The following is a 14,961-nucleotide window of genomic DNA, read 5'->3' on the forward strand; positions in this document are numbered from 1 at the left end:
CCACATGCCCGTGATCGCAGTTTCCAGGTTCGAGCACTTCTTTCGCGCCGCCGCGGGACTCGACGTGGACAAGGCCGACCTCAAGCGCTACAGCGACTTCGTCAACCGCAAACTGTACGACATGCTCATCGTCGCCGAGGTCGCCGCGAAGTCGAACCGGCGCGACATCATCCAGCCCTGGGACCTGCCCATCACCAAAGGACTGCAGGAGAACATGCACGACTTCCGTGACCTGGACGAGGAACTGGACCTGGCATCGATCCTGGAGGAGCTCGCGGCGCTGCCTCCGCTGGATCTGTCGCTCAGCGAAGAAGCCGAGGTTCGGCTGCCGGCCGTGGCGGGTGGCCTCTCTGTGGCGCTCGCCAGGGCTATCAGAGCCATAGTTCCTGATCGGAAGAACCCGGCGAGCAAGGAGTGGACACGCACCATCCGTGTCTTCGACCTGCTGCTCTGACGGGATTCGGCGGGTTGCTGGTGCCTTTGCTCGCCACGCGATCGGATCGCGGCTGCTCCGCACAGGTAGGCCTGGCCCACCCCACGGGGAGGATGGGCTCGAGCGTGATGAGTAGGAGGTGTGTTCGAGAAAGGAGGACGCCATGCGTCACAACGGTCTGCGTACCGCGGCGCTGCTCGGCGCCCTGTCTGCGCTGATCATCCTGGTGGGGTGGTGGCTCGGCGGCAGCACCGGAATCCAGATCGCCGTCCTGGTCGCGCTCGTCAGCAACGGCGTCGCCTACTTCTTCTCCGACAAGATCGCACTGTCGGCGATGCATGCACAGCCTGTCGGCCCCGGTGACTGGCCCGCGCTGCACCAGACGGTCCGCGAACTGTCGGAGGAGGCGCGCCAGCCCATGCCCCGGCTGTACGTTTCGCCGATCCTGCAGCCGAACGCGTTCGCCACCGGGCGCAATCCGCGTCATGCCGCGGTCTGCGTGACTCATGGGATCACCCAGTTGCTGAGCGAACGCGAGCTGCGTGCGGTCCTCGGGCACGAACTGTCGCACGTCTACAACCGCGACATCCTGATCTCCTCCGTTGCGGGAGCTCTGGCCACGATGGTCACCTATCTGGCATACATGGCCGGGTTCTTTGGCGGGGGAGACGATGACGAGGGTCCCAGCTTCCTCGGGGCCCTCCTGATGATGGTCCTCGGGCCGGTGGCGGCCGCGATGGTTCAGATGGCCATCTCCCGGGCGCGGGAGTATCAGGCCGACGAGTCCGGTGCCCGGCTGACCCGTGACCCGATCGGGCTGGCCAGCGCGCTACGGAAGATCGATGCGGGCACCCGGCAACTGCCGTTGCCGGAGACCGGCCGGCTCTCCTCGACCTCGCATCTCATGATCGCCAACCCGTTCCGTGGCGGGGGCATCGGGAGGCTCTTCTCCACCCACCCACCGATCGCCGACCGGATCGCACGGTTGGAGGCCATGGCCGGTTACCGCCGCTGATCTGGCTGCGCTCGGGGCCGACGGGTAATTTCCCGGTGTCGGAAGGGCGAGAGCGAGGTCAGCGACGGCGAGCGTGCGCTGGACTCGCACGTCAAAAGGGGTGGCGTCGGCCCGTCCTATGACACTCTGGTGCAGGTGAGGGCAGCGTGGGAGCGTCGCGGACGGCGGATACTTTCCTTGCGACGGGTTTTGATGTGCGTCCTGCTCGGTGCCGTGGCCGGCGGGGGCGTCGCGCTCATCGGCGCCCCTGAACTGTTCTTCTTCGTCACTTGGGATGTGGCTGTTTCCCTCGTCCTGGCGTGGGCGTGGCTGATCAGCTGGTCGCAGGACCACGAGGGGACCAAGCGCATCGCCGAACAGGAAGGTGGGACGCACACCACCGACACGGGCATCCTGATCGCTGCGGTGGCCAGTCTCGCGGCTGTCGTGGCGGCCCTCCTCCGCCCGGGCAGCGATCAGGACCCTGTTGCCGCAATCGCGGTGATCTTGAGTTTGGTGACCGTGGTCCTGTCCTGGACTTTGACGAACACCGTTTTCGCCCTCAAGTACGCACGCTTGTACTATGTCGAAGTTGAGGGAGGCATCGACTTCCGGCAGGAGCAGCCGCCGAGCTATAGCGACTTCGCCTACACGGCGTTCACCGTGGGGATGGCTTACGGAGTATCGGACAATGTGCTGGCCAGCACCCGCATCCGGAAAGTCGCCTTCGGGCACGCCCTGCTTTCCTACCTTTTCGGCACCGTCGTTATCGCGGTGTCGGTCGGTCTCCTCGCCGATCTGGGGCAGCGATGAGCCCGTGTCGATGCCTGACGATCTCGAACAGGTCACCCTGGAGCGTCGAGACAGCACTGGACGAGGCTGGTCGACAGCACCAGCGAACGGTCCCGCATACGCCCAGGTAGTACGAGGCGCGGTTCCTGCGTCCCTCGGGTTCAACGGACACTGGGCATGCTTTGGGCCTCCGAGGGGGTGGCACGGGGCAGGGAGATGGTCATGAGACGAAGAACCCGCGTCGTGATCGTGGGAGCCGGTTTCGCCGGGCTGGCCGCGGCGCGAACGCTGGCCAAGGCAGGTGCGCTGGTCACGCTGATCGACCACAACCCGTACTCGACCTTCCAGCCCTTGCTCTACCAGGTGGCTACGGCCGGGATGAGCATGTCCGACGTGTCATACCCCGTCAGGACCTACGCCGCCAAGTGGCCGAACGTGCGCGCCCGTCGGGGTGCGCTGAGCACGGTGCTGCCCGAGAAACGGCGTGTGGAGTTTGATGACGGAAGCACGCTGGACTACGACTTTCTCGTGCTGGCCACCGGTGTGACCACCAACTGGTACAACGTGCCGGGCGCGCCGGAGAACGCACAGCCGCTTTATTCGCTCAACGACGCGGCAGCGTTGCGGCGGCGGCTCCAGCACTGTCTGGAGGACGCGGTGGCGGGTCGGCGCGACAGCGTCCACGTCGTGGTGGTGGGCGGGGGCTCGACCGGGGTCGAGATCGCCGGGACGCTGGCCGAGCTGCGGCGGCGCACGCTGCCACCGACGCATCCCGAGATTCGTCCCGACCAGACGAGTGTGACGTTGGTGGAGCGCTTTGACTTCGTGCTGGCGCCGTACAAGCCGCAGCTGCGAAATGCGGCGGCGGCCGCGCTGCGCAAGCGAGGGGTGCGGCTGCGGCTGGGGGCCACAGTGGCGTCGGTGGAACCGGATGCGGTGGGGATCGTCGATGGGACGCACGTGCCGAGCGACGTGACCGTGTGGGCGCTCGGCGTGACTGCGCCCGCCTATGTGGCGGAATGGGGGCTGCCGCAGACCAAGGGCGGCAGGATCAGGGTTACCGAGGCTTTGAGCGTGCCGGAGCATCCCGAGATCTTCGTGGCCGGAGACCTGGCCGGGCCGCCCAAGCCGATGCCCCAGCTCGCTCAGCCGGCGATCCAGATGGGGGAGCACGTGGGCAAGCAGATCCTGGCGGCGGCTCAGGGGCTGCCGCTGCGACCGTTCGCATACCGGGACCCGGGGATCATGGCGACCGTGGGCCGGGCCGAGGCCGTGTTGCAGTTGTCCAACGGATTGACCATGCGTGGGTGGCCAGCGTGGCTGATATGGATCTTCATCCATGTGGCGTACCTGCTGGGCGGGCGCAACCGGATCACCGTGCTGGTCAACTTCTTCTGGCGATACGCCGGGCCGCGCCACGCCGCCACCAGCGTCAGCCAGTGAGCGCCGCCGGCAGAGCGGCCAGGTCACCAGCTTGGAGACCCCGTGGGCTGGGCATCGACAGGCTCGCCCCGGGCGACCACACGCACTGCCGACGACCTGCCCGGTCTACCACCCGGTCTGGGCTTGACCGTGGTGGGAACCATGGACCGACTGGTGGTGCCGGGATCATCACGGGCGGTCGCCGGTTCTGCGCGACGGAGGGCTCGGTCATGACGATAACGCTTTGCGACCGAACGTGTGTGATCCGACACATATAGGGAATAACATGGAAGCCTTGGACCTTGCGCGCTGGCAGTTCGGGATCACCACGGTGTACCACTTCCTGTTCGTGCCCGTCACGATAGGGATGTCGCTCCTGGTAGCGATCCTGAACACGGCCTGGGTGCGCACCGGCAAGCCCGCCTATCTTCGAGCCACGAAGTTCTGGGGCACGCTCTTCCTGATCAACTTCGCCATGGGAGTGGTGACGGGAATTGTGCAGGAGTTCCAGTTCGGCATGAACTGGAGCTCCTATTCCCGGTTCGTCGGCGATGTCTTCGGCGCCCCACTCGCGCTTGAGGCGTTGCTCGCTTTCTTCCTGGAGTCGACGTTCCTGGGTCTGTGGATCTTCGGCTGGGACCGGTTGCCCAAGGCGGTGCATCTCGCGTGCATCTGGATTGTCGCGATCGGCACGATGGTGTCCGCCTACTTCATCCTGGCCGCCAACTCCTTCATGCAGTGGCCGGTGGGATTCAAGCTCAACGGGCGGGCCGAGCTCGTCGACTTCGGGCAAGTGCTGACCAACAAGGTCCTGCTGGCCACCTTCCCGCACACCGTCCTGGGCTGCTGGCTGGCCGGCGGGGTGATCCTCATGGCCATCTCCTCCTGGCATCTGGCCAGAAAGAGGGATCTGGACGTGTTCCGTCCATCCCTGCGGCTGGGCGCGCTCGCGGTGCTGGTGGGCGCTCTCGGCACCCTCGTCTCCGGCGACATCCTCGGCAAGATCATGACCGAGACCCAGCCGATGAAGATGGCCGCCGCGGAGGCGCTCTACGAGACTCGGCAGCCCGCGCCGTTCTCCCTGTTCACCATCGGAACGCTCGACGGCACCAAGCCGATCTACTCGCTGGAGATCCCGGGCCTGCTGTCACAACTGGCCACCGGTTCCTTCGACGGCAAGGTCGAGGGCATCAACGACATCCAGGCGGCGTACGAGCGCAGGTTCGGCCCCGGAGACTACCGTCCCTACATCCCCGTCGCCTACTGGGGCTTCCGGCTCATGATCGGGTTCGGCATGCTTGCCGCGCTGGTGGCCTTCGTCTTGCTCTGGCTGACCCGAGGAGGGCGCGTCCGGGGCAGGGGCTGGATCTGGAGAGCCGCCGTCTGGTCCGTCGTGCTGCCCTTCCTCGCGCACAGCTTCGGGTGGATCTTCACCGAGATGGCCAGGCAGCCATGGATCGTCTTCGGCCAGATGAAGACCGCCACCGGCGTCTCGCCCAGCGTCGGAGCGGGCACCGTGCTCATCTCGCTCATCGCCTTGACCCTCTTGTATGGAGCGTTGGCCGTGGTGGAGGTCGGCCTCATGATCAAGTACGGCAGAGCCGCTCCTCCGCCCGCCGACGGCCCAGAACCAAGCGGCGGCGACGAGACGTCGTTCGCCTACTAGGAGAGGGAATGGGCCAGTGGAGCTCACCGACGTCTGGTTCGTGGCGATCACCATCCTGTGGATCGGCTATTTCGTTCTCGAAGGGTTCGACTTCGGCGTCGGCATGCTGCTGCCCGTCGTGGCCAGGAACAAGAGGGAACGCGGGACCATGATCGAGACGATCGGCCCCGTGTGGGACGGTAACGAGGTGTGGCTGATCACCGCGGGAGGCGCCACGTTCGCCGCGTTTCCCGAGTGGTACGCCTCGCTGTTCAGCGGGTTCTACCTGCCACTGCTGCTGATCCTGCTGGCGTTGATCGTACGCGGGGTGGCCTTCGAGTATCGCGGCAAGCGGGATTCGACAGCGTGGCGACGGCGGTGGGACGTGGGCATCGTGGCGGGCTCGTTCGTGCCCGCGCTGCTGTGGGGGGTCGCGTTCGCGAACATCGTGCGGGGCGTGCCGCTTGACGACCGTCACGAGTACGTCGGCACGTTGGGGGACCTGCTCAACCCCTACGCGCTGGTCGGCGGACTGACGACGCTGACGCTGTTCGCCACGCACGGCGCCGTGTTCCTGGCGTTGAAGACCACCGGGGAACTCAGCCGGCGTGCGGCCGCGGTCGCGCACCGCGCGGGCGTGGCCGCAGCCGTGCTGTTGGCAGTCTTCCTGGTATGGACGCAGGTCGAGGGCGGCAAGCTCGGCACGGTGATCCTGGTCGCCTTCGCCGTCCTCTCCTTCGCCTCAGCGCTCGGCGCCCTGGCCAAAGATCGTCAAGGCTGGGCGTTCCTGCTGTCGGCTGTCGCCGTCGGCGTGACCGTGATCACTTTGTTCGCGGTTCTCTATCCCAACGTCCTGCCGTCGACGATCGACCCGGCCCACAGCCTGAACGTCGAGAACGCCGCAGCGACGCCGAAGACGCTCGGCATCATGACCTGGGTTGCAGTGATCTTCCTGCCGCTGGTGCTGCTCTACCAGAGCTGGACGTACTGGGTCTTCCGCCGCAGGATCAGCGCCGGCTGAGTTCAGGCAGACTTCCGCTGTGGCCGCCGCCCGACATCGCGTGGCTTGCAGGTCAGCGCACTACGCGCGGGCGGCTTCGACGGCTTCGGGATAGCCTGCCGTTTGTCGTGTTAGGCCAGGACGCTAGAGCACCCGGTCAGAGTGTTGTCGGCAGGATCGGGCGACCCGGCACACCGGGGTCGGCGGCGAAGAGGCCCGCCTCCAGCTGCTCGGCGCGGTTTACGTCCCTCGCCGAGGTGGTGTGATCGCAGGGTCGGTCCACGCCTCGCCGAGCGAGCGTAATCGAAGTCGGCCAGCAGCAGCTCGCGTTCGGGCCGCCACCACGTAGCCTCCCGACACGCGCGGCCGTACGACGACGGCGACCTTTGCCACACGGCGGTGGCGTACGTTGCCGTCGGGTCGAGCATCAGCAAGTCGCCGGCCAGTATGTCGACCCACAGCAACCCGCCCCACCGGCCAGACCAGCCGGGCCCCTCCCCATGCTCAGCGACGGGGTCGGTCACGGTGTACGAGGCGATGGTCATGCCGATCTCCTTGACGAGTCTCACGGGGTACGGGGGCCGCTCATACTGCCCGACGCCACCGCGAAGTCCACCATGGAGATCGGCGACCTGCCCCGTGCATCGGCCAAGGGGGCAAGGGTGCGGTTGGCTGCGGGATGGCGGCACGGTAAGACAGCAACGAGGCGCCCGGGTCTTCGAAGGCCTGGTGAGGGCAAAATGCTGCTCGGGAACGGAGCGCCCGCTACCCGACAAGGGCAGCCTCACGGTAGGAGGTAAAAGACGACCCGGAAGCCGCCAGGCGGGGCGCCACGGCTGGGGGTGCGGGGATGGCATTTTCCGCCGCGAGGCGATGGCTGCACCGGTGGATTGACCGAGTTCCGGGCTCGGGTCGATGGCGGCGGCGTGGGCTACGCCGCTGGGTGCGGCGCGAGAGGCAGTTGCTGATGCCGACGGTGACGGTCACCGTCGGCTGCCTGGTGGCTTGGTGGATCTCCACCGAACTGATCGGCTCACCTCAGCCGGTGCTCGCTCCCACCGGCGTGTTGCTGTCGGTGACGGCGACCGCCTACAGCACCGTGGTCCAGGCCATCCAGCAGACCATCGCGGTGCTGGTCGGACTGGCGGCTGCCATCGGCTTCGTGCAGGTGTTCGGCGCCAACGCCGCCACCATGGTCGTCCTGGTCGCGGTCGCGCTGGTGGTCAGCAGAACCGTCGGCATACCCTGGCAGAACACACAGGCGCCCATCACCGCCCTTCTCGTATTCACTCTGGGCCGCGAGTACGGCATGGCGCGGCTGCTCGACATTGTCATCGGCGCGGTCGTCGGAGCCACGCTCATACTGATGATCCCGCCCCGTCACGTGGGCCGGGCCGCCAAGGACATGGCCGACTTGGCCGATGATCTCGCAGACCTTTGCTCCGACCTGGCGGAAGGCGTCAGGCAGTCCTGGACCGCGCACCAGGCGCAGAAATGGCTGGCCCGCGCCAGGCGCCTGTCCATCAGGCTGCGTTCGGCCCACGAGAGCGCCGAACGAGCCAATGAGTCCCTGCGTTTCACCCTACGTCGGGCGCGAACCCGCCGGCGCCTGCGCCGCATCATGCAGGCTGTCCTATGCCTGGAGCACGCCTGCCATCAACTGCGCGGCGTCGCCCGTGCCCTTGCCGACCTGGCTGCCGGGGTTCTCGGCCTGCCAGGACAGCGCGAGACCGGCAATTTTCCCCAGGTCTTCGCCGACCTGCTGGATGTGATCGGGAAGGCCTACGCCTGTTTCGAGCACCTGCTGGTCGCCCCTGGCAGCGGCGAGGACCTGGTCCACCTGCGCGCCACCATAGCGGAAGGCGAGCGTCTCGAACGCGCTGCCCGCAAGCAGATGGCAGAGATCGATCCGCGTTCACCTCTCTGGACGTTGTACGGCGCGCTGCTCCACGACTGCGTCCAGCTGCGACATGAGGTCGATCCCGACGACGGGCCACATCGTGAGGCCATCCCCCCACGCGCCCGTGAACAAGCGGCCCGGCTAACGTCACGTCGGCGACGCTAACCTTCTGCCGTCCAGCAGGCGCAACACGGGTCTCGTGCGACATGTGGTGGCGCTGATCCACGAACCGCAAACGAGCTCGGGTCGTCCCACCCCGTCACGCTAGGGACGAGGTCCCCAGTCGTCACACCTAGACCTCGTGGTGTCCCGCGCCGGCGGGACACCGCGGCCGGACTGAGCGGGTCAGCCCATTTCCTCGAGCTTGCGGCCCTTGGTCTCCCTGATCCATCTGGCGACGAAGAGGAACGACAGCAGCGCCATGACGGCGTACCCGGCGTAGGTGAGCGGAAGATTCCACTCCGCGAGCGCCGGGAACGAGACCGAGATCAGCCAGTTGGCGAGCCACTGGGCCGCGGCGGCGACGCCCAGGGCGGCGGCGCGGATGCGGTTGGGGAACATCTCGCCGAGCAGCACCCAGACCACCACGCCCCACGACAGTGCGAAGAACAGCACGAACGTGTTGGCGGAGACGAGCGCGATCAGCCCCTGCGGGTCCGGCAGCGTAACCCTGCCGTCGGTCATCCTGGCCGCGCTGAACGCCCACGCCGTGGTGGCCAGCGCGATCGTCATCCCCACCGAGCCGATCATGAGCAGTGGCTTGCGGCCGATCTTGTCCACCAGCGCCATCGCGATCAGCGTGCCGATGATATTGATGATCGAGCTGGAGAAGCTGATCAGCAGGGACTCGCTCTGGTTGATGCCGACCGACTGCCACAGTACGGTCGAGTAGTAGAAGATCACGTTGATGCCGACGAACTGCTGGAAGGCCGACAGAGCGATGCCGATCCAGACGATCGGCAGCAGCCCGAGCGCCGGGCCGCGCAGGTCCTTCATCCCCGGCACGCGTTCGGTGCGCACCACGTGCTGGATCTCCGCGATACGCTCGTCGAGGTCCACGTCTTCACCCTCGATCTCGGTGAGCACCTCGCGCACCTGGCGAACGCGGCCCGACATGATCAGATAGCGGGGCGATTCGGGGAGTTTCAGAGCGAGCAGCAGATACAGCAAGGCTGGGATCGCGCAGGCACCCAGCATCCACTGCCAGGCCTGCAGCGGCCCCAGGTGGTTGTTGACGTTGCCGCCGGCGATGCTGGCGATCACGTAGTTGACGAGCTGCGAGACGGCGATGCCAAGCACGATGGCCAGCTGCTGGAACGAGCCCAGCCGGCCGCGGTAGGCGGGCGGCGCCACCTCGGCGATGTACGCGGGTGCGAGCATCGACGCCATGCCAATCGCGAAGCCCGCGATCACCCGCCAGAAGCCGAGATCCCAGACCGTGAACGGCAGCATCTGCCCGATCGAGCTGATCATGAACAGCAGCGCCGCCACCTGCATGGACCTCGTACGCCCCAGCTGGTCGGCCAGCCTTCCGCCCGTCCAGGCGCCCGCGGCCGACCCCAGCAGCGCGATCGCCACCACGACCCCGGTCTCGACCGGTCCCACCCGGAAGTGGTTCTGGATACCGACGACCGCGCCGTTGACGACGGCGCTGTCGTACCCGAACAGAAATCCGCCGACCGCCGCGGCCGCCGCGATGAACACGACATGTCCCAGGCGCTCTTGACGAGCCCGGTTAATGATCATGAAAGTTCCCCCTTGATGGGACATACCCCGAGGTCACTCTCGGTAGCCGACTTGGGATGTTCCGCTACGTGGTGAGGTGGATGGATGATGATCGCTATGGCGGCGGCCCACACCTGCTCCAAGCACAGGGCTGAGATGCCGATCACATCCGGCACCTCGTCCTGGCAGCGGGCGGACGCGTCAGGGGTGTGCCGGCGACAGGTCAGGCGGGATGATCGGCCAGCGCGAGGGCAGTGAGTACGACTGCCGAACAGTAACGGCCACGACAGCGAATACGGGAAAGGCGGGGCTGCCGGTGCTGGTACATGGGAGCACGCCCCGGTGGTCGGTCAGCTCGGTGTTCGTACCGACCGAGACAGATCTTCGACGCGAGGAGCCCACACGATGAGCGCGGTGCTCGGGCTGCTGGCTGTCTTCGTCCTCACCGCAGCCACCGGCTACTTCGTCGCCCAGGAATTCGCCTACGTCAGCGTCGACCGCCTGACGCTGTCCACCCAGGCCGCCGCCGGCGACAAGAAGGCGGCCAAGGCCATCGAGGTGATGGAGCGGCTGTCGTTCATGCTGTCCGGCGCGCAGCTCGGCATCACCGTCACCGCCCTGGTGGTTGGCTTCATCGCCCGGCCTGCGCTGGCCGAGCTGATCGCCCCCGCGTTGACTGGGCTGGGCATGCCCGAAGGCATGGTCGGCGCCGTCGCCCTGGCGATCGGCTTCGCCCTGGCCACGATCATCCAGATGGTGCTCGGCGAGCTGGCCCCCAAGAACCTCGCCCTGGCCAAGCCCGAACCACTCGCCCGTGCCCTGGCCGGCTCCACTCTCATCTACCTGACCGTCGCCGGGCCGATCATCAAGCTGTTCGACACCGCGGCCAACAAGCTCTTGCGCAGCGTGGGCATCGAGCCGGTCGAAGAACTGCACCACGGCGCCACCTTGGAGGAGCTAGGCCAGATCATCGGCGAGTCCGAGGCACATGGTCACCTTCCCGGCAGTCAGGCCGACGTTCTGGAGCGCGCCCTGAACTTCTCCGACCACACCGCCGAGGAGGTCATGGTGCCGCGCGTCGAGGTCGTAGCCATCAGCGCCACAGCCACCGTGGCCGACCTGGACGAGCTCATCGCCGGCCACGGCCACACCCACTACCCGGTGCTCGGCGCCACCCTCGACGACGTGATCGGCCTGGTGAGCCTGCGCGAGGCCGCTGCCGTCCCACCGGACAAGGCCGCCGAGACCCGCGTCGCGGACATCGCCCACGACGTGCTCATCGTTCCGTTCTCCCTGCCGCTGCCCGACCTGGCGCGCCAGCTGCACGAGCGCGGCGAGGAGGTGGCGTGCGTGGTCGACGAGCACGGCGGCCTGGCCGGACTGCTCACCTGGGAGGACGTGGCCGAGGAGCTGGTGGGCGAGATCGCCGACGAAAACGACGTCGAGGAACCTTCCGCGGTACGCCGGGATGGCGGCTGGGAGTTGGACGCCGGGCTGCGCATCGACGAGATCGCCCTGGAAACCAACCTCAACCTGCCCGATGAAGACGAGTACGACACCCTGGCCGGGCTCATTTTGCACCGGCTCGGACGCTTCGCCGCCCCTGGCGACACGATCACCGTGGATCTGCCCGCCACGCTGGACGACGAGGCGCCTACACACGCCCGCATCGAGGTGCTGACCCTCAACCGGCACGTGCCCGAACGCGTCCGCCTGACCCCCTACCGCGACAACACCCGGGAGCAGCCGTGAACCTGTCGACCGGCCTGATCCTGACCCTGCTCCTGCTGGTGGGCAACGGCTTCTTCGTGGCCGCCGAGTTCGCCCTGGTCGCCGCCAAACGCCACCGCCTGGAAAGGGCCGCCGCTGGCGGTAGCCGGGCCGCCTTCGCCGCGCTGGCCGGGATCAAGGAGCTATCGCTGATGCTGGCTGGCGCGCAGCTCGGCATCACACTGTGCTCGCTCGGCCTCGGCGTGGTCTCTGAGCCGCTGATCGCCGGCACACTCACCCCGCTCTTCCACACCATCGGCCTGCACGAGGCCGTCGCACACACACTCGCCTTCGTCATCGCGCTGGCGCTGGTGACGTTCCTGCACATGGTGCTCGGCGAGATGGCACCCAAATCCTGGGCGATCGCCCACCCCGAACGCTCGGCTACTCTCCTGGCGCTGCCGTTCCGCGGCTTCACCCTGCTGGTCCGGCCCCTGATCCGCGCGCTGAACTGTATGACCAACGGCCTGCTGCGCCTGGTCAAGGTCCGGCCCAGGGAGGAGGGCGCCAACCCGCGCACCCCCGCCCAGCTCCAACACCTGGTGGAGGAGTCACGCCGGCTCGGCCTCATCGAGGCCGACGACCACGCCGTGCTCACCCAAGCCCTCCAAGCACCGAACGCCCCCATCACCCCCCTGATCACCCCGGCCGAGCAGGTCGTCACCGTACCCGTTTCCGCCACCCCGCAGCAGGTCGTCGACGCCTGCCTGCACGCCCAACGCTCCCGCCTGATCGCCGGTCCCCTCACCGACCCCGCAGGCGTCGTGCACGTGCGAGACGCCTACCTGGCGCGCCGCCGCGGCGCCACCGTGACCGCCGCCCAGCTCGCCCACCCACTGCCCGCCTTGACCCACGACACCTCGATCGCCCAGGCGGTCTCCTGGCTGCGGGCAGCCCACAGCCAACTCGCCCTCGTCCACGCCGCAGACGGCACCCCAGCCGAACCCACCGGTCTTGTCGGGCGCGCCAACGACAGCTCCGCCAGGGGTGCAGTCGTAGGCATCGTCAGTCTCGACGACCTACTGACCACGCTTCTCGTGCCCGCCTGACCACCAACCGCCTACAAGCTGTCATCACCAGGCCAGCAGCAGTTCGTGAACGTTGAGCGTCCACACCAGCAGCCATAGCGCGAGCCAGTGGATAAATATCACGTAATGATCAGCTGACTGGGCCGTCAGCGGCCGGAGGACGGCGGCTACCCTGATCCGGCAACCATAGGTAGTGGATCGGCTTCTCTAAGTGAGGATTCTGGTAGGTGCGGGTCGGTATCTCAAGATCACGGCAAGTCATGCCGGTGGCGGCGCTGATCGTCACCGCAGTAGGCGGCGTCGCCGGCTGCCAGTCCGGCGAGCAGCACCCGGGCCCGACCCTTGCAGCCAAGCACTCGGCTGCTCCAACCACGCCGACTCCCAGCCCCACCACGGACAAGGAAGCCGTCATGGCCGTGTACCGCGAGGTGTACCGAGCTGGACCGCTTGCCGAACGCGCCCAGCCCGAGGCGCGCAGGGCTATTCTCAAGCCAGTCGCGACCCAGCCCCTTCTCGGCACGATGTTGAAGGGCATCGCCGCACTGCGCGCCGAGGGCCGGGTCACCTGGGGGCAGCCCGACTTCCATATCTTCGAAGTCGACATCCGAGATGACGGGGCTCTGCTGCGCGACTGCCAGGACGCTCGGAAAGCCGGCCAAGCGGACGACCGAACGGGGAAGCGCCTCACCCATGGCATGCCCCACACCTACATGGTCGCCGCCCTCACCAAGGAGGCGGACGGCGTGTGGCGGGTCGCGAAGATGACGCAGCTGACCGAGCCATGTTCTCCAACCTCATGACCCTTGTCGTCGTCGGCGAACTCATGGGCCTGCCTGTCACGCACGACGACGGAGATGGTGTCGGCGTGGCAACGCAGCCTTTCAACTACACCATCTGGGCTCAGGACAAGCCCCGCAAAGCACCTGCCGCTCGCGCCGGCAAGCCGAAGGTCGCCTGCTCCTACCAGCGATGGTGGTACGCGCACGGTCTCCAGAAGGTGGGCCGCGAGTACGCCGACCCCGACAGGCCCCTCAGCACCGAGCCGGTGAAGAAGGGTGCCTGGTACGAGGTCAAATGCTCCAACGGGTCCCGGAAGATTGTCTGGATCGCGAACAAGCGTGCCCCTGCCGTCATCGCCGAGCAGCTCGCCCATCGGGCGTACAAGCGCATCCCGATCGCGCCGCCGCAGGTGCTCACGGCTCCGCCACGCGGACGGGACGGGCTGGTGGGACTCCCGCACTGGTTCTACCTGGCCAAGGGACAGTGGACGGCCAAGACCAAGCGGCTACGTACCGGCGGAGTCTGGGCCGAAGCCACGGCGAGGCCGCAGCGGATGACCATCGACACGGGCGAGGGCCACACCATCACCTGCAACGGCCCGGGAACCGCCTACGACCCCAGCCGGCCCGCGGCGCGCCAGAGCTCCACCTGCTCGTACCGCTTCCAGCGTCCGGCGAACGCACGCCGCGTGACCGTGTCGGTCACCTGGGGTGGCACGTGGCGCGGTTCCGGCGGTGCGGGTGGCGCGCTGCCGGCGATCACCAGGTCGGTCACGTTCCCGGTACGCATCGTCGAGGCGCAGGCGCTGGTCACGAAGGGATAGAGGTTGATGCTGCTTCAGCGGCTCTCGCCGCCCAGGGAGACGGGCCAGCTGCGTCCGTTGCCGACCCGGCGCAGCCCGATGATGCTCGTGGTCGGCGTCGCCTTGACCGCGCTGGGGGCGTTGGGGGCCTGGCAGGTGTACGGCGTCGCCAGCCAGCGGGTGCCAGTGCTGGTCATGGCACGTGATGTGCCGGTCGGCCAGCAGATCCAAGCGCAGGACCTGCGCACGGTCGCGCTCGGCGTGGACGCGGCGGTCCAGTCCGTCGACGCGACAGGGAAGAGCACCCTGATCGGAAAGCGCGCCGCGGTGAACCTGAAGGCGGGCAGCCTGCTCTCCCCCGCCCACGTGACCGAGACCTTGGTGCCGGGGCCGGGTGAGGTCGTGGTGCCGGTGGCGCTGAAGCCCAGCAGACTGCCGGCCCGAGGAATCCAGCCCGGTGACCGCGTCGTGGCCACTGCGGTGTCCTCGGGCGAGGCAGGCCGTGGGCTGGCGCAGGACCATCAGGCCAGGGTGGATCGGGTGGGCCAGCCGGACGCCGACGGGCTGATCGTGGTCGATCTGATCGTCCCGGCCGCAGCCGGTACGGCGCTGGCCCGCCACGCGGCCGAGGGCACCGTCGCGATCGTGCTGCAGTCGCGGGCCGGGTGAG

14 protein-coding genes are annotated in these 14,961 nt (G+C 67.6%); 12 read left to right on the forward strand and 2 right to left on the reverse strand.

Translation table 11 applies throughout. The annotated features are described in order from the left end of the window. The first annotated feature begins 4 nt into the window (after positions 1-4). The 7 genes from ABGB14_RS47065 (at position 5) to ABGB14_RS47095 (ending at position 8,351) form a co-directional block, all read left to right on the forward strand. Complete coding sequence (locus ABGB14_RS47065) at positions 5-454, forward strand: DUF1931 family protein (protein ID WP_347650407.1); 450 nt, start codon at positions 5-7, stop codon at positions 452-454. Between the two features lie 142 nt (positions 455-596). Continuing rightward, the gene (gene htpX / locus ABGB14_RS47070; protein WP_347650408.1) at positions 597-1,448 is read left to right on the forward strand and encodes a zinc metalloprotease HtpX; all 852 of its coding nucleotides are present in this window, start codon (positions 597-599) and stop codon (positions 1,446-1,448) included. Between the two features lie 192 nt (positions 1,449-1,640). Then, positions 1,641-2,240 (forward strand): DUF1345 domain-containing protein, encoded by a 600-nt coding sequence (locus ABGB14_RS47075; RefSeq protein ID WP_148032305.1) that lies wholly within the window; start codon positions 1,641-1,643, stop codon positions 2,238-2,240. 201 nt (positions 2,241-2,441) lie between these two features. After that, positions 2,442-3,662 (forward strand): NAD(P)/FAD-dependent oxidoreductase, encoded by a 1,221-nt coding sequence (locus tag ABGB14_RS47080; RefSeq protein WP_347650443.1) that lies wholly within the window; start codon positions 2,442-2,444, stop codon positions 3,660-3,662. A 265-nt stretch (positions 3,663-3,927) separates the two neighbouring features. Further along, entirely contained in the window at positions 3,928-5,307 is a 1,380-nt protein-coding gene (locus ABGB14_RS47085) for a cytochrome ubiquinol oxidase subunit I (RefSeq protein WP_347650409.1), read from the forward strand. 16 nt (positions 5,308-5,323) lie between these two features. Beyond that, positions 5,324-6,307, forward strand: coding sequence for a cytochrome d ubiquinol oxidase subunit II (gene cydB / locus ABGB14_RS47090; RefSeq protein ID WP_347650410.1), 984 nt, complete (start codon positions 5,324-5,326; stop codon positions 6,305-6,307). 946 nt (positions 6,308-7,253) lie between these two features. After that, positions 7,254-8,351, forward strand: a complete 1,098-nt coding sequence (locus tag ABGB14_RS47095; protein WP_347650411.1) for a hypothetical protein — start codon at positions 7,254-7,256, stop codon at positions 8,349-8,351. A 180-nt stretch (positions 8,352-8,531) separates the two neighbouring features. On the opposite strand, the gene ABGB14_RS47100 is transcribed toward ABGB14_RS47095, so the two are convergent. Beyond that, entirely contained in the window at positions 8,532-9,932 is a 1,401-nt protein-coding gene (locus ABGB14_RS47100; RefSeq protein ID WP_347650412.1) for a sugar porter family MFS transporter, read from the reverse strand. Between the two features lie 384 nt (positions 9,933-10,316). Between ABGB14_RS47100 and ABGB14_RS47105 the strand changes: the two genes are divergently transcribed. The 4 genes from ABGB14_RS47105 (at position 10,317) to ABGB14_RS47120 (ending at position 14,312) form a co-directional block, all read left to right on the forward strand. Next, positions 10,317-11,663 carry a hemolysin family protein gene (locus ABGB14_RS47105; RefSeq protein WP_347650413.1) on the forward strand — a complete coding sequence of 449 codons (1,347 nt, stop codon included), beginning with the start codon at positions 10,317-10,319 and terminating at the stop codon, positions 11,661-11,663. Beyond that, complete coding sequence (locus ABGB14_RS47110) at positions 11,660-12,730, forward strand: CNNM domain-containing protein (RefSeq protein ID WP_347650414.1); 1,071 nt, start codon at positions 11,660-11,662, stop codon at positions 12,728-12,730. Before ABGB14_RS47105 ends, ABGB14_RS47110 begins: the two co-directional genes overlap by 4 nt. Before the next feature lie 206 nt (positions 12,731-12,936). Continuing rightward, positions 12,937-13,509, forward strand: coding sequence for a hypothetical protein (locus ABGB14_RS47115; RefSeq protein WP_347650415.1), 573 nt, complete (start codon positions 12,937-12,939; stop codon positions 13,507-13,509). A gap of 65 nt (positions 13,510-13,574) precedes the next feature. Further along, positions 13,575-14,312 (forward strand): hypothetical protein, encoded by a 738-nt coding sequence (locus tag ABGB14_RS47120; RefSeq protein ID WP_347650416.1) that lies wholly within the window; start codon positions 13,575-13,577, stop codon positions 14,310-14,312. A gap of 14 nt (positions 14,313-14,326) precedes the next feature. Here the strand turns inward: ABGB14_RS47120 and ABGB14_RS47125 are convergent, their stop codons facing one another. After that, complete coding sequence (locus ABGB14_RS47125) at positions 14,327-14,488, reverse strand: hypothetical protein (protein ID WP_347650417.1); 162 nt, start codon at positions 14,486-14,488, stop codon at positions 14,327-14,329. Between ABGB14_RS47125 and ABGB14_RS47130 the strand changes: the two genes are divergently transcribed. Further along, complete coding sequence (locus tag ABGB14_RS47130; RefSeq protein ID WP_347650418.1) at positions 14,487-14,960, forward strand: SAF domain-containing protein; 474 nt, start codon at positions 14,487-14,489, stop codon at positions 14,958-14,960. The two genes, ABGB14_RS47125 and ABGB14_RS47130, sit on opposite strands and share 2 nt — an antisense overlap. Position 14,961 lies beyond the last annotated feature (1 nt).

Source organism: Nonomuraea sp. B10E15 (assembly GCF_039871615.1).
Taxonomy (GTDB): Bacteria; Actinomycetota; Actinomycetes; order Streptosporangiales; family Streptosporangiaceae; genus Nonomuraea.